The organism is Streptomyces sp. NPDC058653, assembly GCF_042716895.1.
Taxonomy (GTDB): Bacteria; Actinomycetota; Actinomycetes; order Streptomycetales; family Streptomycetaceae; genus Streptomyces.
The window spans coordinates 24,367-49,376 of the sequence record NZ_JBHXRM010000056.1 but is presented as its reverse complement, the minus strand read 5'-3'; the positions used below and the strand labels follow the sequence as shown (position 1 = coordinate 49,376).

General features: G+C 71.4%; 25 protein-coding genes and 1 riboswitch. Of the genes, 11 read left to right on the top strand and 14 right to left on the bottom strand.

Features of this window, described 5'->3' with window-relative positions; all coding sequences use genetic code 11:
- Positions 1-314: 314 nt before the first annotated feature.
- Positions 315-1,139 carry a CbtA family protein gene (locus ACFWU9_RS32790; RefSeq protein WP_384324719.1) on the bottom strand — a complete coding sequence of 275 codons (825 nt, stop codon included), beginning with the start codon at positions 1,137-1,139 and terminating at the stop codon, positions 315-317.
- 36 nt (positions 1,140-1,175) lie between these two features.
- The gene (locus ACFWU9_RS32785) at positions 1,176-1,412 is read right to left on the bottom strand and encodes a CbtB domain-containing protein (protein WP_031230106.1); all 237 of its coding nucleotides are present in this window, start codon (positions 1,410-1,412) and stop codon (positions 1,176-1,178) included.
- Between the two features lie 36 nt (positions 1,413-1,448).
- Positions 1,449-1,605: riboswitch (cobalamin riboswitch) on the bottom strand.
- Between the two features lie 90 nt (positions 1,606-1,695).
- Here ACFWU9_RS32785 and ACFWU9_RS32780 point away from each other — a divergent pair.
- The gene (locus ACFWU9_RS32780) at positions 1,696-2,400 is read left to right on the top strand and encodes a histidine phosphatase family protein (protein ID WP_384324718.1); all 705 of its coding nucleotides are present in this window, start codon (positions 1,696-1,698) and stop codon (positions 2,398-2,400) included.
- Between the two features lie 16 nt (positions 2,401-2,416).
- On the opposite strand, the gene ACFWU9_RS32775 is transcribed toward ACFWU9_RS32780, so the two are convergent.
- The 5 genes from ACFWU9_RS32775 to ACFWU9_RS32755 all read right to left on the bottom strand — a co-directional run bounded on the left by ACFWU9_RS32775 (position 2,417) and on the right by ACFWU9_RS32755 (position 7,605).
- Positions 2,417-3,436 (bottom strand): hemolysin family protein, encoded by a 1,020-nt coding sequence (locus ACFWU9_RS32775; protein WP_384324717.1) that lies wholly within the window; start codon positions 3,434-3,436, stop codon positions 2,417-2,419.
- Complete coding sequence (locus ACFWU9_RS32770) at positions 3,433-4,854, bottom strand: hemolysin family protein (protein WP_384324716.1); 1,422 nt, start codon at positions 4,852-4,854, stop codon at positions 3,433-3,435. Before ACFWU9_RS32770 ends, ACFWU9_RS32775 begins: the two co-directional genes overlap by 4 nt.
- A gap of 236 nt (positions 4,855-5,090) precedes the next feature.
- Positions 5,091-5,486 (bottom strand): DUF1992 domain-containing protein, encoded by a 396-nt coding sequence (locus tag ACFWU9_RS32765; protein WP_384324715.1) that lies wholly within the window; start codon positions 5,484-5,486, stop codon positions 5,091-5,093.
- Between the two features lie 79 nt (positions 5,487-5,565).
- On the bottom strand, positions 5,566-6,657 hold the full coding sequence (locus ACFWU9_RS32760) for a PucR family transcriptional regulator (RefSeq protein WP_384324714.1): 1,092 nt from the start codon (positions 6,655-6,657) through the stop codon (positions 5,566-5,568).
- 369 nt (positions 6,658-7,026) lie between these two features.
- Positions 7,027-7,605 carry a TIGR03086 family metal-binding protein gene (locus ACFWU9_RS32755; RefSeq protein WP_384324713.1) on the bottom strand — a complete coding sequence of 193 codons (579 nt, stop codon included), beginning with the start codon at positions 7,603-7,605 and terminating at the stop codon, positions 7,027-7,029.
- A 76-nt stretch (positions 7,606-7,681) separates the two neighbouring features.
- Between ACFWU9_RS32755 and ACFWU9_RS32750 the strand changes: the two genes are divergently transcribed.
- The gene (locus ACFWU9_RS32750; protein WP_384324712.1) at positions 7,682-8,491 is read left to right on the top strand and encodes a DUF6597 domain-containing transcriptional factor; all 810 of its coding nucleotides are present in this window, start codon (positions 7,682-7,684) and stop codon (positions 8,489-8,491) included.
- Positions 8,492-8,528: 37 nt separating this feature from the next.
- Here ACFWU9_RS32750 and ACFWU9_RS32745 read toward each other — a convergent pair whose 3' ends face one another.
- Positions 8,529-9,170 (bottom strand): hypothetical protein, encoded by a 642-nt coding sequence (locus tag ACFWU9_RS32745; RefSeq protein WP_384324711.1) that lies wholly within the window; start codon positions 9,168-9,170, stop codon positions 8,529-8,531.
- A gap of 79 nt (positions 9,171-9,249) precedes the next feature.
- Here ACFWU9_RS32745 and ACFWU9_RS32740 point away from each other — a divergent pair, with 79 nt between their 5' ends.
- Entirely contained in the window at positions 9,250-9,813 is a 564-nt protein-coding gene (locus ACFWU9_RS32740; RefSeq protein ID WP_384324710.1) for a GNAT family N-acetyltransferase, read from the top strand.
- Positions 9,814-9,911: 98 nt separating this feature from the next.
- A complete protein-coding gene (locus ACFWU9_RS32735) occupies positions 9,912-10,646 on the top strand; it encodes a Mut7-C RNAse domain-containing protein (protein ID WP_384324709.1) in 735 nt (244 codons plus the stop codon).
- Positions 10,647-10,709: 63 nt separating this feature from the next.
- Here the strand turns inward: ACFWU9_RS32735 and ACFWU9_RS32730 are convergent, their stop codons facing one another.
- Positions 10,710-11,237: a hypothetical protein gene (locus tag ACFWU9_RS32730; protein ID WP_384324708.1), complete on the bottom strand. Its 528-nt coding sequence runs from the start codon at positions 11,235-11,237 to the stop codon at positions 10,710-10,712.
- A gap of 250 nt (positions 11,238-11,487) precedes the next feature.
- On the opposite strand from ACFWU9_RS32730, the gene ACFWU9_RS32725 reads away from it, so the two are divergent.
- Together ACFWU9_RS32725 and ACFWU9_RS32720 are read left to right on the top strand one after the other, a co-directional pair.
- Positions 11,488-12,264, top strand: coding sequence for an SDR family NAD(P)-dependent oxidoreductase (locus tag ACFWU9_RS32725; RefSeq protein ID WP_384324707.1), 777 nt, complete (start codon positions 11,488-11,490; stop codon positions 12,262-12,264).
- Complete coding sequence (locus tag ACFWU9_RS32720) at positions 12,261-12,572, top strand: hypothetical protein (RefSeq protein WP_384324706.1); 312 nt, start codon at positions 12,261-12,263, stop codon at positions 12,570-12,572. Before ACFWU9_RS32725 ends, ACFWU9_RS32720 begins: the two co-directional genes overlap by 4 nt.
- On the opposite strand, the gene ACFWU9_RS32715 is transcribed toward ACFWU9_RS32720, so the two are convergent.
- The gene (locus tag ACFWU9_RS32715; RefSeq protein WP_384324705.1) at positions 12,531-13,415 is read right to left on the bottom strand and encodes a pentapeptide repeat-containing protein; all 885 of its coding nucleotides are present in this window, start codon (positions 13,413-13,415) and stop codon (positions 12,531-12,533) included. The genes ACFWU9_RS32720 and ACFWU9_RS32715 overlap by 42 nt on opposite strands.
- Before the next feature lie 149 nt (positions 13,416-13,564).
- Here ACFWU9_RS32715 and ACFWU9_RS32710 point away from each other — a divergent pair, with 149 nt between their 5' ends.
- Complete coding sequence (locus ACFWU9_RS32710) at positions 13,565-14,113, top strand: DinB family protein (protein ID WP_384324704.1); 549 nt, start codon at positions 13,565-13,567, stop codon at positions 14,111-14,113.
- A 60-nt stretch (positions 14,114-14,173) separates the two neighbouring features.
- Here the strand turns inward: ACFWU9_RS32710 and ACFWU9_RS32705 are convergent, their stop codons facing one another.
- Positions 14,174-15,355 carry an RtcB family protein gene (locus ACFWU9_RS32705; protein WP_384324703.1) on the bottom strand — a complete coding sequence of 394 codons (1,182 nt, stop codon included), beginning with the start codon at positions 15,353-15,355 and terminating at the stop codon, positions 14,174-14,176.
- 255 nt (positions 15,356-15,610) lie between these two features.
- Here ACFWU9_RS32705 and ACFWU9_RS32700 point away from each other — a divergent pair, with 255 nt between their 5' ends.
- From ACFWU9_RS32700 to ACFWU9_RS32690, 3 genes are all read left to right on the top strand, one after another.
- The gene (locus ACFWU9_RS32700; protein ID WP_384324702.1) at positions 15,611-16,441 is read left to right on the top strand and encodes a DUF3558 domain-containing protein; all 831 of its coding nucleotides are present in this window, start codon (positions 15,611-15,613) and stop codon (positions 16,439-16,441) included.
- Between the two features lie 145 nt (positions 16,442-16,586).
- Positions 16,587-17,321, top strand: coding sequence for a DUF3558 family protein (locus tag ACFWU9_RS32695; RefSeq protein ID WP_384324701.1), 735 nt, complete (start codon positions 16,587-16,589; stop codon positions 17,319-17,321).
- A gap of 220 nt (positions 17,322-17,541) precedes the next feature.
- Positions 17,542-18,933, top strand: coding sequence for a DUF2637 domain-containing protein (locus ACFWU9_RS32690; protein ID WP_384324700.1), 1,392 nt, complete (start codon positions 17,542-17,544; stop codon positions 18,931-18,933).
- A gap of 59 nt (positions 18,934-18,992) precedes the next feature.
- Here the strand turns inward: ACFWU9_RS32690 and lysS are convergent, their stop codons facing one another.
- Positions 18,993-20,747 (bottom strand): lysine--tRNA ligase, encoded by a 1,755-nt coding sequence (gene lysS / locus ACFWU9_RS32685; RefSeq protein ID WP_384324699.1) that lies wholly within the window; start codon positions 20,745-20,747, stop codon positions 18,993-18,995.
- A 167-nt stretch (positions 20,748-20,914) separates the two neighbouring features.
- On the opposite strand from lysS, the gene argS reads away from it, so the two are divergent.
- Positions 20,915-22,684, top strand: coding sequence for an arginine--tRNA ligase (gene argS / locus ACFWU9_RS32680; RefSeq protein ID WP_384324698.1), 1,770 nt, complete (start codon positions 20,915-20,917; stop codon positions 22,682-22,684).
- 52 nt (positions 22,685-22,736) lie between these two features.
- On the opposite strand, the gene ACFWU9_RS32675 is transcribed toward argS, so the two are convergent.
- Both ACFWU9_RS32675 and ACFWU9_RS32670 read right to left on the bottom strand, forming a co-directional pair.
- A complete protein-coding gene (locus ACFWU9_RS32675) occupies positions 22,737-23,933 on the bottom strand; it encodes a hypothetical protein (protein WP_384324697.1) in 1,197 nt (398 codons plus the stop codon).
- A gap of 130 nt (positions 23,934-24,063) precedes the next feature.
- Positions 24,064-25,002 (bottom strand): STM4015 family protein, encoded by a 939-nt coding sequence (locus ACFWU9_RS32670; RefSeq protein ID WP_384324720.1) that lies wholly within the window; start codon positions 25,000-25,002, stop codon positions 24,064-24,066.
- Positions 25,003-25,010 lie beyond the last annotated feature (8 nt).

Genomic DNA, 25,010 nt, shown 5'->3' with positions numbered 1-25,010 from the left:
CGCGAACACCGCGATCGTGGTGACGACGAAGGCCAGATCGGCCATCGTGAGCTCCTGAAAGAGGTCGGGAAATCATGGACCTCTAGAGGAAAGCCTCTTTTCCCGGGAACACGAGTGACGTTGACGGGTCCCATACGGCGGGAGAGGCGTGTTTTACGGATCTCATACACGGATGGCCCATACATGACTTGCGCCCGGCAGGAATCCTGCCGGGCGCGTGTCGTACGAGCGGATGTCGTTCTCCGGGCGGTGCCCCGGGGCCGCCACCCGGCCGGTCTCCGGCCGTACTCCGGTGTAGGCCGGGTACGCCGGTGTCAGCCGGCGTGCGCGGCCGGCGTGCTCGTTACGGCTTCCGGGCCCTGCCCGGCGGGGTGGGCGTCCGCGGGGCGCAGTGCGCGCTCCGCCAGCGCCCCGAAGATCAGCCCGAAGGCTGTCCACAGCAGCGCCTGCACACCCAGTGAGGCCAGCCTGAACTCCCAGAGCAGCGCGGCCGGGAAGGTCTCCCTCACCGCGTCGGTGTTGGCGGGCAGCAGCAGACAGGCCAGGGCCATGACCACCACATAGCCGCCGCCGGCGGCGACGGTCGCGTTCCAGTTGCCGAGCGTCGGCGCGAGCCGGCGTCCGGCGATGACGGCGATGACCGCGACCAGCACGCTGAGCACGATCATCAGGAAGAAGAGCGTCGTGCGCTTGCCGATGGTGTCGGGATTGCCCACGGCGGGTGGCGTCGCGGGGTACTTGAGGAACGGCACCAGATAGACGGTGGTGAACGCGGCGCCCGCGACCAGCGCGGCCGTCGCCCGTGGCCGGAGCCGGCCGACCCGGCCCAGACAGACGGCGAAAGCCAGGGAGGCGATGCCGCCCAGGGCGACGCCGTAGACGAGGACGCCGGTGGCGAGACCGAAGGTCGACTGGACCGGCCGCGTGACCAACTCCTCCTCTTCCTCGGCGGGCGCGGCCGGTTCGGCGGCAGCGCCGTCGTGCTCGTGCGCCGGCGCGGACGCGGCCTCCTCCAGGGCGATGGAGTCCTCGATGGACGGCTCCCCCACCACGTAGGCGAGCGCGAACGCGAGCAGCCCGGCGACGACGCCCGCGATCATGCCGCGGACCAACAGGGTTCTGACGGTGGACGATTGCATGGTGATGTTCTCCGAGGGTGGCCTCCGTCCGTCGGATCAGTGGCAGGGGAAGCCGAGCAGATGACGGCCGTCGTGCACCCACTCGTGCACCCCCGCCCCGGAGAACACCGACGTCGCGCCCTGTTCGGCACCGACGAAGTACAGCAGCACCAGCATCAGCGTGCCCACGAAGACAGCCCACGGCAGAACCGCCCGCAGGGGCAGGGGAGTCAGGGGCGATATCGCTGATCCGGCGGGTGAAGAAACGGCCGGGGGCACAATGGACTCAGCCACGGCACAACCTCCTTGGGAACTCGCGTCCCGTTCAGTGGAGCTCGCACGACGACCATCGGGTCTGACTCACCGGGCCGCCTCGCCGCGCGTACGCGGTGGCTGCTCGGCATACAGTGGCGCGACCGTGCCGGAATCTCACCGGACTTCCGTCTTGCCGTCGTGATATCGACGTGAACGTACCGCGATCGGGCAGGTCGGCCAAGAGGGCGACGGGTCCGGCGGCCGGCGCCGGAGCCGGACGACGGGGGCCGCGTCCGGTGAACGTACGACTCTGGGGAGCCCGATGACCGTACGCGTGACGTTGATCTCACCGGCGCTCAGCACCGCGTTGCGCGAGGCGCGTTTCGGCGACGGTCCGCTGGACGCGGCGGGGCTGCGCCAGGCCGGGGCCGTACGGGACGCGCCCACCGTCGCGGAGCAACGCGCCGCCGCCGCCCGGGTGTTCACGTCCCCCTCGGAGCGCTGCCGGCAGACGGCGGAGGCGCTGGGCCTGGTCGCGGAGCCGCTGCCCGAGCTGCGTACGTGCGCGATGGGCCGGTGGCGCGGCAGGCGGCTGGACGAGGTCGGCGCCGCCGAGCCGGAGGCGGTCGCCGCCTGGCTGGGCAACCCGGCGGCGGCGCCGCACGGCGGGGAGTCGCTGGAGGCGCTGCACAGCCGCCTCGGCCACTGGCTCGACGCGCTCGACGCCGACGCGCTGCGCGCCGATCCACCGGGCCCCGAGCCGTTGGGCGCCGAGCCATTGGGCGCCGAGCCATTGGGCGCCGATGCGCCGGGCTCCGATCCGCTGGGAAAGGACGCGCGCCCCCGTTCGGCGCGCGTCCTCGCGGTGGCCGAGCCCGATGTCGTACGCGCGCTGACGGTCCACGCGATCGGCGCGCCGGCCCAGGTGTTCTGGCGTATCGACATACAGCCGCTGACCGTCACGGAGCTGAGCGGGCGGAACGGCCGCTGGAATCTGCGCGGCGGCCGTCCCCTGCACGGCGGTTGACGCCGGGCCCTACCTGTCACGCGGCCGGGGCCGGCCCCACCAGTTCGCCGAGCACGTCCTCCATCGTGACGAAGCCCAGCACCGTGCCCGCCTCGCCCGTCACGGCCGCGAGATGGCTGTCGGCCGCCCGCAGCGCGGTGAGTGTGTCGTCCAGCGGGGTGTCGATCCGGACCCGTGTCACCGCGTGCAGTGTCGCGCGCGGAAACGGCTTGGTCCGGTCGGCGACGCCGAGGGTGTCCTTGATGTGCAGATAACCGAGGACGGCGCCCGCGGGCCCGGTGACCGGTATCCGCGAGAAGCCGGCCGACGAGGCGATCCGCTCCAGCTGTTCGGGCGTCACCCGGTGGTCGACGGTGACCATCCGGCGCAGCGGTACGAGCAGTTCGCCGACCGGGCGGGTGCCCAGTTCCAGCGCGTCCCGCAGCCGTTCGCCGTCGGCCGGTGAGAGCAGCCCCGCCTCGCTGGAGACGGCGACCATCCGGGCGAGTTCGTCGTCGTTGAAGACGGCGGCGACCTCGTTCTTGGGCTCCACCTTGATCAGCCGGAGCAGGACGTTGGCGAACGCGTTGATACCGAAGATCAGCGGACGCAGCGCGCGGGTCAGCGCGACCAGCGGCGGACCGAGCAGCAGCGCCGTCTTGGTGGGCGCGGCGAGCGCGATGTTCTTCGGGACCATCTCACCGAACAGCATGTGCAGATACGTGGCCACGGTCAGCGCGATCACGAACGCGATCGGGTGCACCAGCGCCTCGGGCACCCGCGCCGCCTCGAAGCCGGGCTCCAGCAGATGCGCGATGGCGGGTTCGGCCACGGCACCGAGGACCAGCGAGGAGACGGTGATGCCGAGCTGGGCCGTGGCCATCATGGCCGACAGGTGTTCGAGCCCGTACAGCACGGTGTGCGCCCGCTTGTCGCCCTTGCGGGCGTGCGGCTCGATCTGGCTGCGGCGGACGGCGATGAGGGCGAACTCGGCGCCGACGAAGAACGCGTTGGTCAGCAGTGTCAGGGCGCCGATGGCGAGTTGCAGGGCGGTCATCGGGCTTCTCCGGCGTACTGGCGCGAGGGGTTGTCGGTGTCGGGTGCGGGAGTCGTGGGCGCGGCCCCGGGCTTGGGCAGCCCGCGGGGGACGGGCCCCGGCCCGGCGGCGGTCTCCCGCGCGGGCTCGGTGATGTGCACACGGTCCGCGCGGTGGTGCTCGATGTCCAGGACATCCAGCCGCCAGCCGTCCAGTTCGACCGTGTCGCCCTCGACGGGGATACGCGCGAGCCTCGTCGCGACGAGCCCGGCGACGGTCTCGTACGGTCCCTCCGGGGCGACCAGACCTATTCGCGCCAGCTGGTCGATCCGTACGCTGCCGTCCGCCTCCCAGGTCGCGAGCCCGGCCGCGTTCGGTGGCGCGGGCAGCAGGTCGGGGGTCTCGACGGGGTCGTGCTCGTCGCGTACCTCGCCGACGACCTCCTCGACGATGTCCTCCATGGTGGCCACTCCGGCCGTGCCGCCGTACTCGTCGATGACGACGGCCATCGTGCGCGAGGCGCGCAGCCGGTCCAGCAGCCGGTCAGCGGTCAGGGTGTCGGGCACCAGCAGCGGCTCACTGGCCAGCTCGGTGACGGACACCCGGGCACGCCGCTCCGGGTCCAGGGCGAGGACGTCACGGATATGGACCGTGCCGATCACCTCGTCCAGGGAGTCGCGGTAGACGGGGAAGCGGGAGAGGCCGGTGGCGTACGTCAGATTGGCCGCGTCGGCGGCGGTCGCGCCCGCCTCCAGGGCCTGGACGTCGACACGGGGTGTCATCACGTTCTCGGCGGTCAGCTCGCCGAGGCGCAGTGTCCGTACGAAGAGCTCGGCCGAGTCCTGCTCCAGCGCGCCCTCGGCGGCGGAGTGCCTGGCCAGCGAGATCAGCTCGTCCGGTGTACGGGCGGAGGCCAGCTCGTCGGTGGGCTCAAGGCCCATACGGCGGACAAAACGGTTCGCCGTGCTGTTGAGATGGCGGATGAGCGGGCCGAAGGCGGCGGTGAAGCCGCGCTGGGGGCCCGCGACGACCTTGGCGACGGCCAGTGGCCGGGAGATCGCCCAGTTCTTGGGGACCAGCTCGCCGATGACCATCAGCACGACCGTGGAGATCACGACACCGAGGACCGTGGCCACCACCGAGGCGGCCGAGCCGAGCCCGACGGCCTTCAGCGGGCCGCGCAGGAGCACTGCCATGGACGGCTCGGCGAGCATGCCGATGACCAGGGAGGTGACGGTGATGCCGAGCTGGGCGCCGGAGAGCTGGAAAGTGAGCCGTCGCACGGCCTTGAGGGCGCTTTCGGCGCCGCGCTCACCGGCGGCCGCGGCGCGCTCCAGGCTGTCGCGCTCGACGGTGGTCAGGGAGAACTCGGCGGCCACGAAGACGGCGCAGGCGAGGGTCAGTCCGAGAGCGATCAGGAGAAGCAGGATCTCGGTCACCGTGCCACCCCCGCTCCGCCGGTCTCATGACACGGAGAGGAACTGGCACGGCTGGTACTAGGAGGCTCCATCGTGGAACTGCTGCTTCCTTCTTGGTCGGTCGGGGCGTCCCCGCCATGATCGGCCAGGAGGGACGGAACATCATGGTAAAGGAATGGCAAATGGAATGGGAGTGGCGAGAACGGTTACCAGGAGTGACCGCGGTCACTCTCCGGGGGCAGCTCCGGGGACCGCGCTCAGCGGCTCTCGCGCCACTCGGCGGCGATCTCCTCGACGTCGTACGGCTTCTTGTTCAGCGGCGGCCCGGCGGGCGGCCTGGCGATCGCGGCGCGGATCCTCTCGTTGATGTCGGTGATGATCCGCCGCGCCTGCGCCTCCGAAGCGGCCCCGCGGGCGGCGACGACCGCGTCCTCGACCTCCTTACGGAGGAGAAGCGTCGGCGGCAGGTGGGAGATTCCCTCCCGCTCCATCTTTCCCTTGATCCACCAGAGTTCGTCGTACGGGGCGTCCACGGACGCCAGCGGCTTTCCGGCCCCCGGCAGATCGTCGAAGGCGCCGCGCTCGGCCGCCTCCCGGATCTGGCGGTCGACCCATGTCTCGAAGGTGATGCCGGGTGGCTTGCGCTCGGTCATCCCGCTACCTCCTGTTCGACTCCGGCCAAGGCTCCGGTTCCCCTTCCATAGTGCCCGGGACACGGGCCCGCCGGAACGCTCAGAAGTCCTTCGCCGGCCAGTCCAGCAGCCGCGCGCCGATCACGGCCGTCTGGAGCGTGTAGCGGTGGAAGGGCTCCGCGGGGTCGGACCCGGTGAGCTTGTGTATGCGCTCCAGCCGGTACGTCAGCGCGCGCACGCTCAGATTCAGCCGCCGCGCCGCCTCGGCCGAGACACACCCCGCGTCGAAGTACACCCTCAAGGTCTCCAGCAGTGGTCCGGCGCCGCCGCGCGCCTCTTTGAGAGGACCGAGCGCGCTGCGTACGAGATCGGTCAGCGCCTCCCGGTCGCGGGTCAGCACCGGATAGACCAGCAGATCGTCCGCGCGGAGCACCGGCTCGTCCAGCCCCATCCGGTCGGCGAGGTCGTGCGCGTTGAGGGCCTCCTCGTACGACTGCACGACACCGCCCGCCCCCGGATGCGCGCGCCCGATGGCGACCCGCCCGCCGTCCGTCGCCGCGTGCGCCTGCTTCGCGAAGTAGGTGAGGACGTCGCCCTGGTCGGCGGGCGCCACACAGATGAGCCGCCCGTCCTTGGTGGTCAGCAGGATGTGGCGGTCGCCGAAGCGGGAGACGAGGGCGAGTTCGATACTCCGGGTGACGGGATCGGTCTCCGCGTACGCGGCTTCCCCCACCGCCACGGCCACCGCGTGGGCGTGGGAGAGCTGGAGCCCGAACCGTCCGGCCCGCTCCGCGAGCCTGCCCAGGTCGCTGCGCCCGTGCAGCAGGTCGTCGATGAACTCGCGCCGCGACGCCTCCTCGCGGCGTACGGCGATCCGCTGCGCGCGCTCGTACCCCTCGGCGAACGCGTCGACGGCCTGCTCGACGGCGGCCAGAACACTGTCGGCGGACGCGGCTCCGGCCGAGGAGACGGGCCAGGCGGCGCGGGTGGCCGTCAGATGGCGGCTGACGAGCGCCCGCAGGCCGTGCCCGTCCTCGGCCGCCTGCTCGCCGAGCCGGCGGCGCGAGTCGAGTTCGTCACGGGTCAGACGGCGCCCGGTCACCGAGACGTCCGAGAGAATCCTGTCGTAGCCGGTCAAGTACTCCTGGAACGCCGTCCGGTCCGTGGTCCGGCCTGTGGTCTGGTCCGCCATCTGGGCACCCGGCTTCCTGATCTGTCCTGACGCGTTCTTAACGCGGGTGCCGTCAAGCCTGTCAGACGGGTGTTCGGCGACGGCACCCGGCATTAAGGACGCGTAAAGATTGCCGGGAACCGGCAGTGCGCGCGGCGCCTGTCCGATGACAGGATCGAGCCACGGAAAACGGGGGACGGATTCCGGTGCCGGAGTGCGCGCACTCGTACTCCGGCATTCGGAGCCGGTCCGACGGCGGCTCGTACGGATCGCACGACTCGTACGGCCGCCGCACACCGTTTCCGGTCGTCTCCCGGCACACGGACCGGGGCGCGGACCGGGGCGCGGACCGGGCGCGCTACGCGCGGACTCGCCGGGGCGCCCGAGCGCCTAGGCGCCGGCGGACGGACGCCACCCCGGATCGCGGCCGGTCTCGGCCAGCAGCGCGTCGAAGGGCGTCGCGTCCTCACCCACCGGGACGGGCTCCCCGAAGACACCCATCGCACGCGCCGTGGGCGCCAGCGCCCCGAACTCGGCGGCGAGCATCCGTACGAGGGCGGGGTCCGGCTCGTAGGGCTGCCCCGTGGCCCGGGCCAGGTCCCAGGCGTGCACGGTCAGATCGCCGAGTGCCATCGCGCCGACGGTCCGCGCGGGCATGTTCATGGCCCCGGTGACGCCTTCCTCCGCGCCGGGCGCGCCCCACACCCTGACGAGTTCGGCGATCTCCACGGCGAAGCGCTCGTTCCGGTCGGCCGCCAGCCGCTCGGGCGCGGCGGTGAAGTCGGAGTCGCGCTTGTCGGCGAGCGCCTGGAAGTTGACGACCACCTGGAAGAGATGGTCGAGCAGGCCTTGTACGTCGTAGTCGGCGCACGGCGTCGGTGCGGTGAGCTGGTCGTCGCGTACCCCGCGCAGCACCGGGAGTGCGTCGGCGGCGGCCGTTTCGAGAAGGGTGCGGATCGTGTCGTCCATGGCTCCGACGCTAGGGAGGCCGCCCCCGCGCGTATTGAACAAACGCGACAGAACGAACCCGGCATAGGATCCCGCCATGACAGCTCCACGGCGCGACACGAGAGGCATCGTCGACGCCTCCGGGCTCTTCGCCCGGGTCGATTTCCGCCGCCGTCTGCCGGCGCCCGAGCTGCGCGGGTACGTGGAGCTGTACTGGCTCATCGACTGGGACCTCCCGGAGCCGTACGCCTCGCACGTCGTCCCGCACCCCTCGGTGAATGTCGTCTTCCAGCGGTTCGGCACGGCGCCGCCCTGGGGTGAAGTGGCGGGCATCGGCCTCGAACTCTTCACACAGAAGCTGGAGGCGCGCGGGCGGGTCTGCGGGGTGAAGTTCCGCCCCGGCGGCTTCCGGCCCTTCGCGCCCGCGTGGCCGGTGTCCGCGTGGTCGGGACGGCGGGTGCCGATCGCCGAGGTGCTCCCGGCGACGGACGCGGACGTCGAGGCGGTCCTCGGCCCTCCTGGGGAGGACGCGCGGGTCGCCGCGCTCGACGCCTATCTGCTCGGTCTCGGCGCACAACCCGATCCGGGGGCGGACGAGGCGATGAGGGTGGTCGGTCTGGTCGGCGAGGACCGCACGATCCGGCGGGCGGCGGAACTGGCCTCGGCGGCCGGTCTGTCGGTGCGCTCGTTGCAGCGGCTGTTCGCCACGTACGTGGGGGTGGGCCCGAAGTGGGTCATCCTCCGGCACCGTATCCACGACGCCCTGGAGCGCGCCGAGGCGGACGAGGAGCTCGACTGGGCCGCGCTGGCGGCCGATCTCGGCTACAGCGACCAGGCGCATCTGGTGCGGGACTTCACGGCGACGGTGGGCGTGCCGCCGACGGCGTACGCACGCGCCGTCCAGTAGTCCGGCGGAGCCCGGCGCCCGTCCCCTCCCGGCCGTCTCAGTAGGTCTCGGTCGCGGCGACCACGCCCAGGCCGTGCGCGGCGGCGTACCGGAGCACGCGCAGCGGCCCGGCCAGCAGACCGGCGGCGTCGAACTCGCCCCGGGGCGTGTCGGTCATGCCGTACGCCCACGCGTCGACGCGGGCGAGCACCTCCGTACGGCGGGGCCCCGACACGGCCAGCACCGACTCGGCGGCCGGGAGCACCGCCCGTACCTCCTCGGCACCGAGGAGGAAGTCCCCGAACCAGCCCGGCAGTTGGGCCGACGCCTCCGCGCCGAGACCGTGGTGGAGCGCGGTCGCTGGCTCTCCCTTCCGTACGGCGACGGCGAACAGCCCGTCCGGGTCGGCCCCGTCGGCCTCCGCCCGCCGCAGCAGGTCCCTCGCCGCGTCCTTCATGGCCGCCACGGCGGGCGCGCTCGGGCCGCCGCCGCGCGCGAACGCGGCGAAGCGGTACGCGGCGGGGGTCGGTTCCGGCGTGAAGTACGGCTCGCGGTCGCCGCCGCCCAGCCACCAGCGCAGATCGTCGCCGCAGCCGTCCGGGACGGTCCAGGTCTCGTCGAGATGCGCGAACCTGCGCGGCAGCGCCAGCACCTCGGCGTCGGGCACGGCGCCGACCCACCAGACCCCGGTGTGGCCCACCCGACCGCACCTCCCGCTCCGTTGTCGGTGCCTCGCTGTCAGTGCTTCGCTGTCAGTGCCGCGATCTACAGTCGGTCCCATGGAGATGAAAGCACCCCGGGTGCGGCTGGAGCCATGGGCGGAGGGCGATCTCGGGCTCCTGCGCGCGGCGAACGCGCCCGAGCTGATGGAGCATCTCGGCGGCCCCGAGACCGAGGAGCAGCTGCTCGCCCGGCACGCGAGGTACGTCTCGCTGAGCTCCGACCGGACGGGCAAGGGGCGGATGTTCCGGATCGTCCTGGCGCCGGGCGGGGAGGCGGTGGGGAACACCGGCTTCTGGGAGACCACCTGGCGGGGACAGCCGGTGTACGAGACGGGCTGGGGTGTCCTCGGGGAGTTCCAGGGGCGCGGGCTGGCGGTGGCGGCGACGAGGGCGCTGGCGGAGCGGGCGCGGGCGGAGCGCACCCACCGCTTTCTGATGGCGTTCCCGTCGGTGGACAACGGGGCGTCGAACGCGGTGTGCCGCAAGGCCGGTTTCGACCTGCTCGGGGAGAGCGACTTCGAGTATCCGGTCGGCCACATGATGCGGTGCAACGAATGGCGGCTCGACCTCGAAGCGGACCGAGACCGATCGATACCGGGTGAACCGCCGGAAACCGGCTGAAACCATCAGAAGCAGTCCGAAGCGGGCCGGGGCGAATCACACGCCCGCCCGCGCGGAAAGCCCTGGCCCGCCTCGCGGCCCGGTGTCATGCTGACGACGTGAACGGACCGGAGATCCACCTCACCTTCGCCCCTGAGCTGCACGTCTTCGTCCCGGCCGGGCGGCGGGGCGGGCGTACGGCCGTGGCCACGGACGGCTCGTCCACACTCGGTCATGTCGTCGAGTCCCTCGGCGTCCCGCTCACCGAGGCGGGTCAACTCCTCGTCGACGGGGTACCGGTGGCGACGTCGCACATCCCCTCGGCCGGCGAGTCGGTGGAGGTACGGGCGGTGGTCCGCCCGCAGCGCGTACCGGGAGCGCCCCTGCGCTTCCTGCTCGACGTCCACCTCGGCACCCTGGCCCGCCGGATGCGGCTGCTGGGCGTCGACGCGGCGTACGAGAGCGACGACATCGGCGATCCGGCGCTGGCCACGCTCTCGGCGAAGGAGCGGCGCGTGCTGCTCTCCCGCGACCGGGGCCTGCTGCGGCGCCGGGAGATCTGGGCCGGGGCGTACATCTACAGCGACCGCACGGAGGACCAGCTGCGCGACGTGCTCGAACGGTTCGCGCCCGCCCTCGCCCCCTGGACGCGCTGCACCGCCTGCAACGGCACGCTGGGGCCCGCCGACAAGGACTCGGTCGAGGGCCGCCTGGAGGAGGGCACCCAGCGTACGTACGACGTGTTCGCGCAGTGCACGGTCTGCGGCAAGGTCTACTGGCGCGGCGCGCACCACACGCGGCTGGCGGCGATCGTCGAGGAGGCCGTACGCGAATTCGGGGGCGCGGCGGCGTAGTTGACGGGCTCGGGGCGGCCCCGGGGGGCGCCGGCGAGGCGCCGGGCCGGTCGCGGACGGCCGTCAGTACACGTACAGGTCGCCGGTGGCGGGGACCAGCACATGGTGCCGGTCGTTCTCCGGGTTGCCGTCGTCGGCGCCGCCGCTCCACACGGTCGTGATGTCCACGGACACCTCGGCGGGCTCACCGACCGTCCGCAGGTCGAGCAGGACCTCGCTGTCCCGCCCGTCCGCGCGCAGGGCGCCCGCCTGGCAGTACACGACCTGGTTCCCGCCCCAGAGACAGGCGTCCGGCAAGGTCTGCCCGACGGCCAGCGGTACGGAGAAGCCGAGCCGGGCGGTCGCGCCGGCCAGGTCCGACGGGCCGTGGTTGCCGGTCGACAGCCGTAGGGAGAGGCGCCCGTCCCGGAGGGAGACGTGCCCGTGGTGCGCCACATCGGCCTCGACCGGTCGCCGCTCGGCGACGACTCCCAGGTCCGGGCGGGGGTCCGCCTCCACGCCCTTGGCCAGGACCGGGCCCGACATCGCGCCCGTCGACACGACCACGGCGGTGGTCGACACCGCCAACATCGCCCTACGCATAACTCCCATGATCCGAAGATAGTGACGAATCACCCCGGCCTGACGAGCCATCACTGTGTCGATCCGTCTTCCACCCGCATGGCAGGCCACCGGCACGCTCGTGATCCGCTCCGTCGCCCTCGCCGCCTCGTCGGGATCCGCGACGCCCGGCTCGTCCGGCGGGGCCCTCCCGATCCACGCCCCGCGCGACCACCGACCCGCACCCCCTGCCTATCCTGGCCGGAGTCCGATCAGCCGCCACACGCGCGAGGAGCACGCCATGACCGTCGCCGGTACCCCCACCGCCGTCGTCACCGGAGCGAGCAGCGGCATCGGAGCCGCCACCGCCCGCCAACTCGCGGCCACGGGCCACCATGTCGTCCTGACCGCCCGCCGCAAGGACCGTATCGAGGCGCTGGCCGCCGAGATCAACGCGGCCGGGCACTCCGCCACCGCCCACGTCCTCGATGTCACCGACCGGGCGGCCGTCGACGCGTTCGCCGCCGGGCTGGGGAGCCTCCCGTCCGTCGACGTGCTCGTCGCCAACGCGGGCGGCGCGCTCGGCGCCGACCCGGTCGCCAGCGGCGACCCGGACGACTGGCGGCAGATGTTCGAGACGAACGTCATCGGCACCCTCCACACCACCCAGGCCCTGCTCCCCGCGCTCACCGCGAGCGGCAACGGCACGGTCGTGATCCTCTCCTCCACCGCCGGCTTCGCCACCTACGAAGGCGGCGGCGGTTACGTCGCGGCCAAGCACGCCGAGCACGTCCTCGCCGAGACCCTCCGCCTGGAGATCGTGGGCACGCCGGTCCGCGTCATAGAGGTGGCGCCCGGGATGGTCAAGACGGAGGAGTTCGCCACGACGCGCTTCCGCGGGGACACCGCGCGGGCCGAGAAGGTGTACGAGGGGGTCGCCGAGCCGCTCAGCGCGGACGACGTGGCCGACACCATCACCTGGGCGGTCACCCGGCCCCACCACGTCAACATCGACCTGCTGGTGGTCCGGCCCCGGGCGCAGGCCTCCAACACCAAGGTGCACAGGGAGCTTTCATGACCGACGGCCCCGACCCGGGCACCGGTTCCGACCCGGGCACCGGTCCCGACCCCGGCACCGGCCCCGAGCCCCGTCCGGCCCCCCGCCCCGAGGTGGCCCTCGACGCCCGCCTCGACGCGGCCGTCCGCCGCGCGGGCGCGGTCCTGGAGACGTACACCCTCTCCGGCGACGGATGGCGCCGGGGCCCGGGCGAGACCCTCACGCGCGTCCTGGCCGACCTGCTGCACTGGTCGGACGACACCCAGCGCGACTTCGACGGCGCGATGTCACGGGCGCGCGCCCTGCACGCGGCGGAGCGGCGCGGCTAGGTCCGATCCGCCGGACGGGCCCTGGCGGGCCGCCGCCGCCGACCAGTGCGAGGGGCGTGCCAGGGTGGCCGGCAGGACGGTCGAGGCGTCGCCCCTCGCCGCGTTGAGCTGCGGCTGGGTGAGGAACAGGGCGCCCGTGAGATCGGCGCCGCGCAGGTCCGTGTCGCGGAAGTCCGCGCCGATCAGATCGGCCGTCCGCAGATCGGCGCCGCGCAGGTCGGCGGCGATCAGACAGGCGCCCCGCAGATTCGCGCCGCGCAGATCGGCGCCCTTGAGCCTGGCACCCATCAGATCGGCGCCCCGGCGCTCCGCCCGCCTGCCGGGGACACCGGCGCGTACGAGCTCGCTGCTCCGGAGCAGCAGTTCGCTCACGCCAGCCCGGTGGCCGGCCACATCCAGCGCCACCAGGGTCTCGGCGTCGCTCTCGGTCAGCCGCGCGATCGCGTCGAACGAGGCCCGCAGCTCCGCGTGCAGACTCCGGGCCGGCTCCATGGTCAGGGCCTCGGTCAGATGGCGGAGCAGTTCGTGCAGCTGCCGCATCACGGGGAACGCGGCGTACATCGACGGCGCGCTCGCCGGGTCGTCCCGCCAGCTCTTCCCCCCGAAGGTGACCTGTGAGACCTGCTGGCCGGCGCCGAAGCAGTCGTACACCGTGCAGCCCTGGAACCCCTTGTCCCGCAGACGGGTGTGGATGCCGCAGCGGAAGTCCGCGCGCAGATTCGAGCAGGGCTGCCCGGCCCGTTTGTCGACGGCGAAGTCCGTGGACGCGGCGAAGGGCAGGGCGACACAGCACAGCCCGAAGCAGTTCTCGCAGTCGGCGAGCAGATGGGGTCGGTCGGACACGGCGGAGGATCTCCCGGCTCGGAGGGCGGAACACCCGTCAGTGAACACCACATCGCGCGCCGGCCGCGTACGGAGCCGGGAGACAGCGACCACGGCGGCCCCGGCAAATTCGTTTGCCGCCCACCGCCCCCGGTGGAACGCTCGCCGTCATGACGACCGCCGTCCCCCGCGTCGACCTGCTGGTCCGCCAACTCGACATGGCCTGGGCCCTGTTCGAGTACTACCTGAAGGACCTGGACGACCGGGCCTGCCTCTGGGAACCGTCCGCCGACTGCTGGACGGTCCGCCAGGACGAGGGAGGCGCCTGGACCGCCGACTGGCAGGTCCCCGAGCCCGACCCGGTCCCCAGCACCTCGATCGCCTGGCTCACCTGGCACATCGGCTTCTGGTGGACGACCACCCTCACCCACTGCTTCGGCGAGGGCGCCCCACCACGCGAGTCCATCCCCTGGCCGGGCTCGACAGGGGCCACGACCACGTGGCTGACCTCCCTGAAGGACTCCTGGCGCACGGAACTGCTCCAACTCACCGACACCGACCTGGACTCGAAGTCCCGGACGGCGGGACTCCCCTGGGGAGACGACGTGGAACTGGTCCACGTGGCGAGCTGGCTCAACTTCGAACTGACAAAAAACGTCGCAGAAATCGGCCTGACCCACCGCGCCTACCAGTCGTCCACACGGCCTGGGGACTCGTGACACGGCTGTGGCGGTGCCCACCCCCGTGAGGCACCGCCACACCCTCCGCAACCGCGTTCGTCAGCCCTTCACGCACACCACCTGCTTGAGCTTCGCGACCACCTCGACAAGGTCCCTCTGCTGGTCGATGACCTTCTCGATGGGCTTGTACGCGCCCGGGATCTCGTCCACGACGCCGGAGTCCTTGCGGCACTCCACGCCCCGCGTCTGGTCCTCCAGGTCCCGCACCGAGAACTTCTTCCGCGCGGCGTTCCGGCTCATCTTGCGGCCGGCTCCGTGCGACGCGGAGTTGAAGGACGCCTCGTTGCCGAGCCCCTTCACGATGTACGACCCCGTGCCCATGGAGCCGGGGATGATCCCGTAGTCACCGCTGCCGGCGCGGATCGCGCCCTTCCTGGTGACCAGCAGGTCCATTCCGTCGTACCGCTCCTCCGAGACGTAGTTGTGGTGGCAGGAGATGACGGGCTCGAAGGTGACCTTCGCCTTCTTGAACTCCTTGCGTACGACGTTCTTGAAGAGGTCCATCATCACGGCGCGGTTGTAACTCGCGTACTCCTGGGCCCAGAACAGGTCGTTGCGGTACGCCCCCATCTCCGGGGTGTCGGAGACGAAGACGGCGAGATCGCGGTCGATCAGGTCCTGGTTGTGCGGCAGGGCCTGCGCGACTCCGATGTGGAAGTCCGCCAGCTCGTTGCCGATGTTCCGGGAGCCGGAGTGCAGCATCAGCCAGACAGAACCGGTCGAATCAACACAGAACTCGACAAAATGGTTTCCCCCGCCGAGCGTTCCCATCTGCCTGACCGCCCGCTGCTGACGGAATTTGACCGATTCGGCGATCCCGTCGAACCGCTCCCAGAAGTCGTCCCAGCGCGCGCCCACCCCCTCCGGCTCGATCAGCTCGTCGTGCATCCCCCGCCCCACCGGAATCGCCTGCTCGATCCGGGAGCGCAGGCGGGAGAGGTCGCCCGGGAGGTCGTTCGTCGTCAGGGAGGTCTTGACCGCCGACATGCCGCAGCCGATGTCCACGCCCACCGCGGCCGGGCAGACCGCGCCCTGCATCGCGATCACCGAGCCGACCGTCGCGCCCTTGCCGAAGTGGACGTCGGGCATGACGGCGAGACCCTTGATCCAGGGCAGCGTCGCGACGTTCCGCAGCTGCTGCATCGCGACGTCCTCGACCGAGGCGGGGTCGGTCCACATACGGATGGGGACCTTCTCGCCCGGCACTTCCACGTACGACATAGTCCCTCTATTCCCCCGAAAGTCTGAAAGAGCAAAAACCGGAGCCAGAGCCACCAAATCAGACAGTGGACCGGCATCCACGGCAATGCGTGAGGTAGACATTGTGTCCACCGCACGCCATGCGGCGGCAAACCCTTTTCGCGTGAACTCGCCATGTGTGCGCAACCAGGAACCAGCACGGCACCTGCGTAGTTCTCACCAGTGCGACCACTTAGAACTGATGTCCACACCGCGTAGACAAGGAGCCAAGGGACCGTGCAGCGAAAGGCGTACGTACCCGGCCTGGCGGCGCTGCTCGTGACGCTCGTCGCGGGATGCACCTCCGGGAGCGACGGCGACGGCTCCGACATCGACGCCAAGGCCGGTGTCCCCACCACCTCCACCGCGCCTCCGGGCAAGTACCGCACCCTGCGCGAGCCGTGCGGGTCCGTCGACCGTGCCACGCTGCGGGATCTGCTGCCGGGCGCCGCCCAGTTGCCGGAGGACCAGCAGGAGAAGATCTTCAAGGGCACGGCGGCCGTGACGTACGACACCGATCGCCGCGTCGGGTGCTCCTGGTCCGCCGACGCGCCGGACGCCTCGCACCATCTGGTGATCGACGTCGAGCGGGTCGTGTCCTACGACCCGGCGGTGAGCGACGCCGACAAGGCGCAGGAGGTCTACGCGAAGAAGGAGGACGGCGCGGCCCTGCCGCCCCCCGTCGACGAGGACCCGGAGGACGGCCCCGGGGACGGACCCAGCCCGTCCGGATCGGCCTCCGACAAGCCCTCCGGCTCCCCCTCCGCCGGGAAGACCCCCAACAGCGGTACGGCCACGAGCCCGGCCACGACCGCACCGCCCCCCGGTCTCCAGCCCCGGCTGCTGGACGATCTCGGCGACGCGGCCTTCGTGGACGACGTCTACGCCCCGTCCGGTTCGGCCGCGAAGCGCCGTACGGTCAGCGTGGTGTTCCGCACATCGAATGTGGTCGTGACGGTGGGGTACGCGGAGCAGCCGGCCCATCCGACGACGGTCCCCGACAGCAAGGAACTGCAGGAAAAGGCACGGGGACTGGCCCGGAAGCTGGCCGATCAGCTCAACGAGTAGGGGCGTCCGCGGGGCCCGGAAACACGTCCCGGGCGGGCGCCCGCCCGGCGCGGAGTCCGCCGCCCGGGCCCTGAGTCGCGCCCCGGGCGGTTACCGTGGCCGATCGGACCGTATGACCACCGACTCAAGGAACTCTGAAGGAACCATGCAGCGATCAGCCCCGCGACCCAGCCGCTCCCGTACCCGCAGCCGTGTACGTCTGCTCGCCTGCGCAGCCGTCCCGGTGATGATCGTCGCCGCCGGCTGCTCCTCCGACTCCGACGGCGGCGGCGGTGACGCGGACAAGCCCGCGGCCACGGCCTCCAAGGCGGCGCCGAAGGTCGCCCCGGCGAAGTTCACGACGCTCCCGGCCGACCCGTGCAAGTCGATCGCCTCGAAGACGGTCACCGATCTGGTGCCGGCGGCGAAGAGCAAGTCGGGCTCGGCGGGCAAGTCGTCCGACATCACGACGCGCGGCAGCTGCTCGTGGAACGGGCTGGACGACAACGGGGTCAAGGGCTCGCAGTACCGCTGGCTGGACATCTCCTTCATGCGGTACGACTCGGAGGAGGGTCTCGGCTCGGGCCAGGACCGCGCCGCCGACTACTACAAGAAGGAAGTCGCCAAGGCCCGGGCCACGGAAGGCGCGAAGGGCACGAAGGCGGCCCCGGCTCCCGGCATCGGCACGGAGGCGACGGCGATCACCTTCAGCGTGACGAAGACGGGCGAGTCCTTCGGCTACGCGACGGTCGTGGCCCGCTCGGAGAACGTGGTGATCACCCTCACCTACAACGGCGCGGGCTACGCGGGCGCGAAGTCCCCCGCCGCCGGTGACCTGGTGAAGGGCGCCACGAAGGCGACGAAGGAAGCAGTGGCGGCCGTTCCGGCGGCGGCGGAGTAGGCCGCCGGGGGGCGCCCCGGCAGCAGTCCCGATCCGTGTCCCGCCGCGCTTCGCGGGAGCGCGGAGCCGGTCAGGAGATTGTGGACAAACACCCCACCACGTGGCCGTTGGCGCCCCAACTCGGGCCCCTGGGAGGGTCTCTGCGCAACAGCACCCGTACACATGTGCCAGGCTGTGCCCCGCCAGACATCCAGGACGGGAGGGGCCACGGGTGGCCGCGATGCAGCTCACTCGCACGCACCGAATACTCATCGGCATCGTCGTCGCCGGCGCGGTTCTCATCGCCGCGATCGGTTTCGCGGGGTCGTACGCTGCCGTGCGCGAACTCGCCGAGCAGAAGGGCTTCGGACAGTTCTCGATCGTCTTCCCGATCGGTATCGACGCGGGTATCTGCGTCCTGCTGGCGCTCGACCTCCTGCTGACCTGGCTGCGGATCCCGTTCCCGCTGCTGCGCCAGACCGCGTGGCTGCTCACGGCCGCCACGATCGCCTTCAACGGCGCGGCGGCCTGGCCGGACCCGCTCGGCGTCGGCATGCACGCGGTGATCCCGATCCTCTTCGTCGTCTCCGTGGAGGCGGCCCGCCACGCGGTCGGCCGGATCGCGGACATCACCGCCGACAAGCACATGGAGGGTGTCCGCCTCACCCGCTGGCTGCTCTCGCCGATCCCGACGTTCAAGCTGTGGCGCCGGATGAAGCTGTGGGAGATACGCAGTTACGAGGACATCATCCAGCTCGAACAGGACCGGCTGATCTACCAGGCCCGTCTCCAGGCGCGCTACGGCCGCAACTGGCGCCGCAAGGCGCCCATCGAGGCGATGATGCCGCTGCGGCTCGCGAAGTTCGGTGTCCCCCTCGCGGACACCGCCCCGGCCGGCCTCGCCGCGGCGGGCATCGAACCGGCCCTGCTCCCACCGGCCCCGGCCCCCGCGATCGAGCCCGCGCCGGCCGCCGCCCCCGTGCCCGCCGTACAGAACACCGTGGCACCCGCCCCGGACCGGCGTCCCGCTCCCGGCGCCGTCGAACCTCCCGAGCAGCAGCAGCCGGACCACGCCGAGCCGTCCAGTCAGTGGCTCCACGCACGCGACCCCCGGGCCGTCGAGTACCAGGGCGGCTACGACCCGACGTACGACCCGGACGCCGCGTACCAGCAGGCGTACGTGGAAGAGCAGGGGGCCGAACAGTTCGACGGACAGCAGCAGTTGCGGTCCCTGCGGCAGTTCGAGGAACAGCGGCAGCTTGAGGAACAACAGCAGTTCGAGGCTCAGCAGAGCCTCGAACAGCAGGGCCTCGAACAGCAGGCGTTCCCACAGCCTTTCGAGGAGCCACCGCCCCCGAAGCCCTCTATGGAGGACACCGGCAGCTTTCCCATTCCGGCCGGTCCGGGGCGTACCCGCGAGCTGGGCACGGGCGGCGGCAATGAGCCGACCGAAGAGGACTACTACCTGGTCTTCAAGAAGTCGATAGACGGCAGCTACCCGACCTCGGGCCAGTTCAGGGGCGACGTGGAGGCCACGTACGGCACGTCGCTGCCCCTGCGCGAGGCCGACCGCCTGGTCAACCGCTTCACCAACCGCCACACCGCGGAACTCCAGGACGACCACATCGCCTGAGCCACGGCGAGGCACGAACAGGCCACCGGCCACCGGGCACCCCGGTGGCCGGCCCCGTCTCAGCCCCCCAGCAGCGTCCGCACCCTCTCCGCCCCCACCGCCAGCAGCAGCGTCGGCAGCCTCGGCCCGGTGTCCCGGCTCACCAGCAGCCGGTAGAGCACCGCGAAGAACGACCGCTGCGCGGCCTTAAGCTCCGGCGTCGGCCGCGCGTCGGGCGCCAGCCCGGCCAGCACCTTCGGCACCCCGTAGACGAGCGTCGTGAGCCCGTCCAGGGACCAGTGCGCGTCCAGGTCCGCCAGCAGCAGCCGCAGCCCCTCGCGCGTCTGCTCGTCCAGCGAGTCCAGCAGCTCCCGGTCGGGCTCGTCGCGCACGACGGTCCGGGCCTCGGCGGGCACCTGGGTGGTGATCCAGTTCTCCGCCCTGTCCAGCCGGGGCCGGGCCTCGTCCAGCGAGGTCAGCGGGTCGGCCGGGTCCAGCTCGCTGAGGATGCGCAGCGTCTGCTCCTCGGCGCCCGCCGTGACGTCCACGACGGACGCGAGCGTGCGGTACGGCAGCGGATGCGGGGTACGGGGCAGCTCACCGCTCGCCGTGCCGGTGGCCCGGGTGTAGGCCGCAGCGTCGGCGGCCTGCACCGAGCCGTCCGCGATCTTGCGCTCCAGGGCGTCCCACTCGTCGTACAGCCGCTGGATCTCCTGGTCGAAGGCGATCTTGAAGGACTGGTTGGGCCTGCGGCGCGCGTACAGCCAGCGCAGCAGCGGCGCCTCCATGATCCGCAGCGCGTCGGCCGGGGTCGGCACACCTCCCTTGGAGGACGACATCTTCGCCATCCCGGAGATGCCCACGAACGCGTACATCGGCCCGATCGGCTGCACCCCGTCGAAGATCTCGCGCACGATCTGCCCGCCGACGACGAACGAGGACCCGGGCGACTGGTGGTCGACCCCGGACGGCTCGAAGATCACGCCCTCGTACGCCCAGCGCATCGGCCAGTCGATCTTCCAGACCAGCTTGCCGCGGTTGAACTCGCTGAGCAGGACCGTCTCCCCGAAGCCGCACTCCTGGCAGACGTAGGTCAGCTCGGTCGTCTCGTCGTCGTACGCCGTGACGGTGGTCAGGTCCTTGCCGCAGCCCTCGTTGCCGCAGTACGGCTTGTACGGGAAGTATCCGGCCGAGCCGCCGCCGTCGTCCTCGTCGGCCGCGCCCGAGCCCTCGGCGGCCTCCAGCTCGGCCTCGTCGACCTTCTTCTGCTGCGGCTTCTTCCCCTGGCCGGGACCGGCCGCAGCCTTGTCCTTCGTCCGGTACCGGCCGAGGATCGCGTCGATCTCGCCCCGGTGCCGCATCGCGTGGAGGATCTGTTCGCGGTAGGTGCCGGCGAGGTACTTCTCGGTCTGGCTGATCCCGTCGTACTCGACGCCCAGCTCCGCCAGCGACTCGATGAGCTGCGCCTTGAAGTGCTCGGCCCAGTTCGGGTGCGCCGACCCGGCCGGGGCCGGCACGGACGTCAGGGGCTTGCCGATGTGCTCGTTCCAGGTGCCGTCCACTCCGGGGACCCCGGCCGGCACCTTGCGGTACCGGTCGTAGTCGTCCCACGAGATGAGGTGCCTGACCTCGTACCCACGCCGGCGGATCTCGTCGCCGACGAGGTGGGGGGTCATGACCTCGCGGAGATTGCCCAGGTGGATGGGGCCGGAGGGCGAGATGCCGGAGGCGACGACGACCGGTTTGCCAGGCGCACGTCGCTCCGACTCGGCGATGACATCGTCCGCGAAACGGGAGACCCAGTCGGTCTCGGTGCTCTGAGCCACGGTCGGCACGTCCTTCTTTCTGCTACGCCCTGCGGGATACGCCTGCGATTCCGGCGACGACGGCCATTGTCCCAGGTCGCCCGGGGATGCGAAAACGCCTTGTCGGCGCGTGGGAGAATGGCCGTGTCACTCGAACCATGTGTCAACCCGACGCCTACAGGAACGGCTCCCAGCCCATGGCCCCGGTCACTTCCCTCGCCTCGACCGTCGATCAGCGCATCGCGGACGCCCTCTCGGCCGCCCTGCCGGAGGCCGGCACCGCGGACCCCCTGCTGCGACGTAGCGACCGGGCGGACTTCCAGGCCAACGGGATGCTGGCCCTCGCCAAGAGGCTGAAGGGCAATCCGCGCGAGCTGGCTTCGAAGGTCGTGGAGGCGCTGGCCACCGGCGATGTCGTCAAGGAAGTCGAGGTCTCGGGACCCGGCTTCCTCAACATCACGGTCACCGACCGGGCGATCGTCGAGACGCTGGCCGCGCGGATCGCCGACGACCGCCTCGGCGTGCCGTTCGCCGTCGAGCCCGGCACGACGGTCATCGACTACGCGCAGCCGAACGTGGCGAAGGAAATGCACGTCGGCCATCTGCGGTCGGCCGTGATCGGCGCCGCGATGGTCGAGATCCTGGAGTTCACCGGCGAGAACGTGATCAGGCGCCATCACATCGGCGACTGGGGCACCCAGTTCGGCATGCTCATCCAGTATCTGACCGAGCACCCCCACGAGTTGGACCACAGCGCGGGCGCGGAGATCTCCGGCGAGGAGGCGATGTCGAACCTCGGCCGCCTCTACAAGGCCGCGCGCACCCTCTTCGACTCCGACGAGGAGTTCAAGGCCCGCGCCCGCGACCGGGTCGTCGCGCTCCAGGCCGGTGACACGGAGACCCTGGCCCGGTGGCAGCGGTTCGTCGACGAGTCGAAGATCTACTTCCACTCGGTCTTCGACAAGCTCGACATGGAGATCCGGGACGAGGACGTCGTCGGCGAGTCCGGCTACAACGACATGCTGGAGGAGACCTGCCGCATCCTTGAGGAGACGGGCGTCGCCGTCCGCTCCGACGGTGCGCTCTGTGTCTTCTTCGACGATGTGAAGGGCCCGGACGGCAATCCCACACCGCTGATCGTCAAGAAGAGCAACGGCGGTTACGGGTACGCGGCGACCGACCTGTCCGCGATCCGCGACCGGGTGGGGAATCTGAAGGCGAACACCCTGCTGTACGTGGTGGACGCCCGCCAGTCGCTGCACTTCAGGATGGTCTTCGAGACCGCCCGCCGGGCGGGCTGGCTGAACGACCAGGTCCATGCCGTCCAGCTCGCCTTCGGCACCGTCCTCGGTAAGGACGGCAAGCCGTTCAAGACCCGTGAGGGCGAGACGGTGCGGCTGGTGGACCTGCTGGACGAGGCCGTCGAGCGCGCGTCGGCGGTCGTCCGGGAGAAGGGCCAGGCGCTCGGTCTCACGGAGGACGAGATCGTCGAGCGCGCCACGGAGGTGGGCATCGGCGCGGTGAAGTACGCCGACCTGTCGACGTCCGCGTCCCGGGACTACAAGTTCGACCTGGACCAGATGGTGTCGCTGCACGGCGACACGAGCGTGTACATCCAGTACGCGTACGCCCGGACGCGGTCGATCTTCGGCAAGGCCGGAGAGCGTACGCCGGTGGCCCACCCCGAGCTGGAACTCGCCCCGGCGGAGCGGGCGCTGGGGCTGCATCTGGACCAGTTCGGCGAGGTCGTGGCGGAGGCCGCGTCGGCGTACGAGCCGCACAAACTGACGGCGTATCTGTACCAACTGGCCTCGCTGTTCACGACGTTCTACACGGAGTGCCCGGTCGTGAAGCCCGCGCCGCCTCGGGAGGTCGCCGAGAACCGCCTCTTCCTGACCGACCTCACGGCCGCCACGCTGCGCCGGGGCATGGCGCTGCTCGGCATCCGTACGCCCGAGAGGCTCTGAGCGGGACGCCGCCCCCGGCCGTCGGACGGGTCCGACGGCCGGGGGCGGGCGGTCAGCGCAGGGCCCCGCGTGTCTCGGGGTACGTCACCTCGTCCGGCAGCCGGTAGCCGAGCGCGGTCAGCCGCGCGGCGACGTCCGCCGGGCTGCGCCCCGTGAGGCTCGCGCTGCGCAGGACGTTGTCCAGATGGACGTCGTCCAGATACGAGCGGGTGACGGTGGCGAGCAGGTCGATGTCCGCCTGGTCCACGGTCTCGGGCAGGTTGGCGTTGTCGTGCAGCCAGTGGCCGAGCTCGGTCAGCCTCTCGCGGACCGACGCGGGACTGCGTCCGGTGATCTGTGCGGCGCGCAGGATGTGGTGCACCTGGAGGCCGACGACGGTGTTCTTCCAGAGCCAGGGCGCCCGGCCGTCGAGGTTCTCGCTGAGGAGGACGAGGTCGTCGGCCTCCGCGGTCTCCGGCACGTTCCCGTCGGGCCGTTGGGTGCCCAGGGCGCGCAGCCGGTCGACGACGTCCGCCTGTGTGCGGCCCGTCTCCCGGGCGACGGCGATGATGTGCCCGACCGGCGGGGCTCCCCAGGGGCCGATCCAGCTGTGGGGCGCGGCGTCCCGGATGCGCAGGATCCGCTCGTCCCCGGGTTCGGGGGTGTACGGCAGCCGCACGCCCAGCTCGACCAGCCGCTCGGCGGCGACCAGCGGGCTGCACGACAGTTCCTGGGCCACGGTGAGCACATGCTGCGCGGGCGCCTCGTCGTCCCAGTCGAGCCACGCGCCCCGGATGTTGGTGCGGATCAGCCCGATATCACGCGGGTTGGCGGTCTCGGGCAGCGGCCGGGCGCCGGTCCCGACCCGGTAGCCGTAGGCGGTCATACGGCGTGCGACATCGGCCGGGGAGCGCTCCTCGCGCGCCGCCGACTCGACGATCTGACGTAGGGACAAGGTCGTGTCGACGTCGACGGGCTTGACGCCCCATTTGCTCTCCACGCTCTGGAGCAGCGGGGTGTCGTCGGGCTCGACGGCGTCGGGCATTGGGCCCTCGGGGCGCTGGACGTCGGCGTATCCCAGCTCGCCCAGCCGGGCCAGGACGGCGGCGGGGCTCCACTTCAGCTGGGCCGCGGCGAGCAGCACGATCCCGTAGGGCACCTGCTTCTCGGGATCCCGCCAGGGAGACCGGCTGTTCAGACTGGAGCTGGCGATCAGCCGGTCGTCCGGGTCCTGGGACTCGGGCGCATGGATTTCGGGGTCGCGGGGCACGGGGGTGGCCTTTCAACGGTTCAACGGTTCAACGGTTCAACGGTTCAGGAGTTCAGAGGGTTCGAGGGTTCGAGGGTTCAACGGGTCCGGCTCTTCCCGGCGTTCGAGGGGAGACGGCTCGCGCGGGCGCTCATTCGGACGCCGCGATGTAGCGGCCGTCCTCGTCCCAGTCGCTCGGATCGCGTTCGTGCTTCGACGTCAGATCCACCCGCACCCCCGCCGGCTCCAGCTCCGTCCAGATCCGCAGCATCATCGGGTCGCTGATGAAGTGGTGCGAGAGGTCCAGCTCCCGCAGGTGGGTGAGCGGCTGCCCTTGGAGCAGCGCCTCCACGCCGTCGTCGGAGAGCGTGCCCATCGACAGGCTCAGCGAGGTGAGTTGGGGCACGACGGGCGCGGAGGCGATCGCGGAGGCCAACTCGTCCTGGATGAAGCTGTTCTGGAGGCCCAGGTGGCGCAGCGCGGGCTTGCCCTCGCCCGTGAGCAGCGGGGCGAGCTGCTCGACCGTGACGCCGCCGCCGTAGTTCTCGTCACCGAGCCACAGCTCCAGGCGTTCCAGCGACGGCAGTCGGGCGGCGCCCAGGTGCTCGATCGCGCTCGGCGGCAGCCCGCCGGACTCGACGCGCAGGGCGCGCAGTCCCTCGTGGCCGGAGACGGGGAAGTCCAGGCCGTCCCCGCCGCGCACCGCCAGCTCCCTGAGCCCGGGGAAGGCCTCCAGGAGCGGCGCGAGATCCCCGAGGTAGATCGTGGAGATCATCGCCTGCTCGTCCTCCAGATCGCCGAGGAAGAGCGCTTCGAAACTGGTCAGCCGGGGGGCCAGACCGATCAGGTCGTCGAGCGGCAGCCCTCCGTCCCCGTCGTACCAGGGCTGTCCGAAGATGATCGCCCGCACCTTCTCCAGCTCCACCGACTCGGTGAACCGCCTCCAGCAGTCCTCCGAGCTCTCCTCGTTGTCGTACGGCTCGCGGTGCAGGCGCCAGGCGACCGCGTCGGCGGGTGGCAGGTCGGCGGGGTCGGCATACGGCGGGAAGTTGAACGTGGGCAGTCCGTGGAAATGTTCCACATGGTGCACGTAAGACA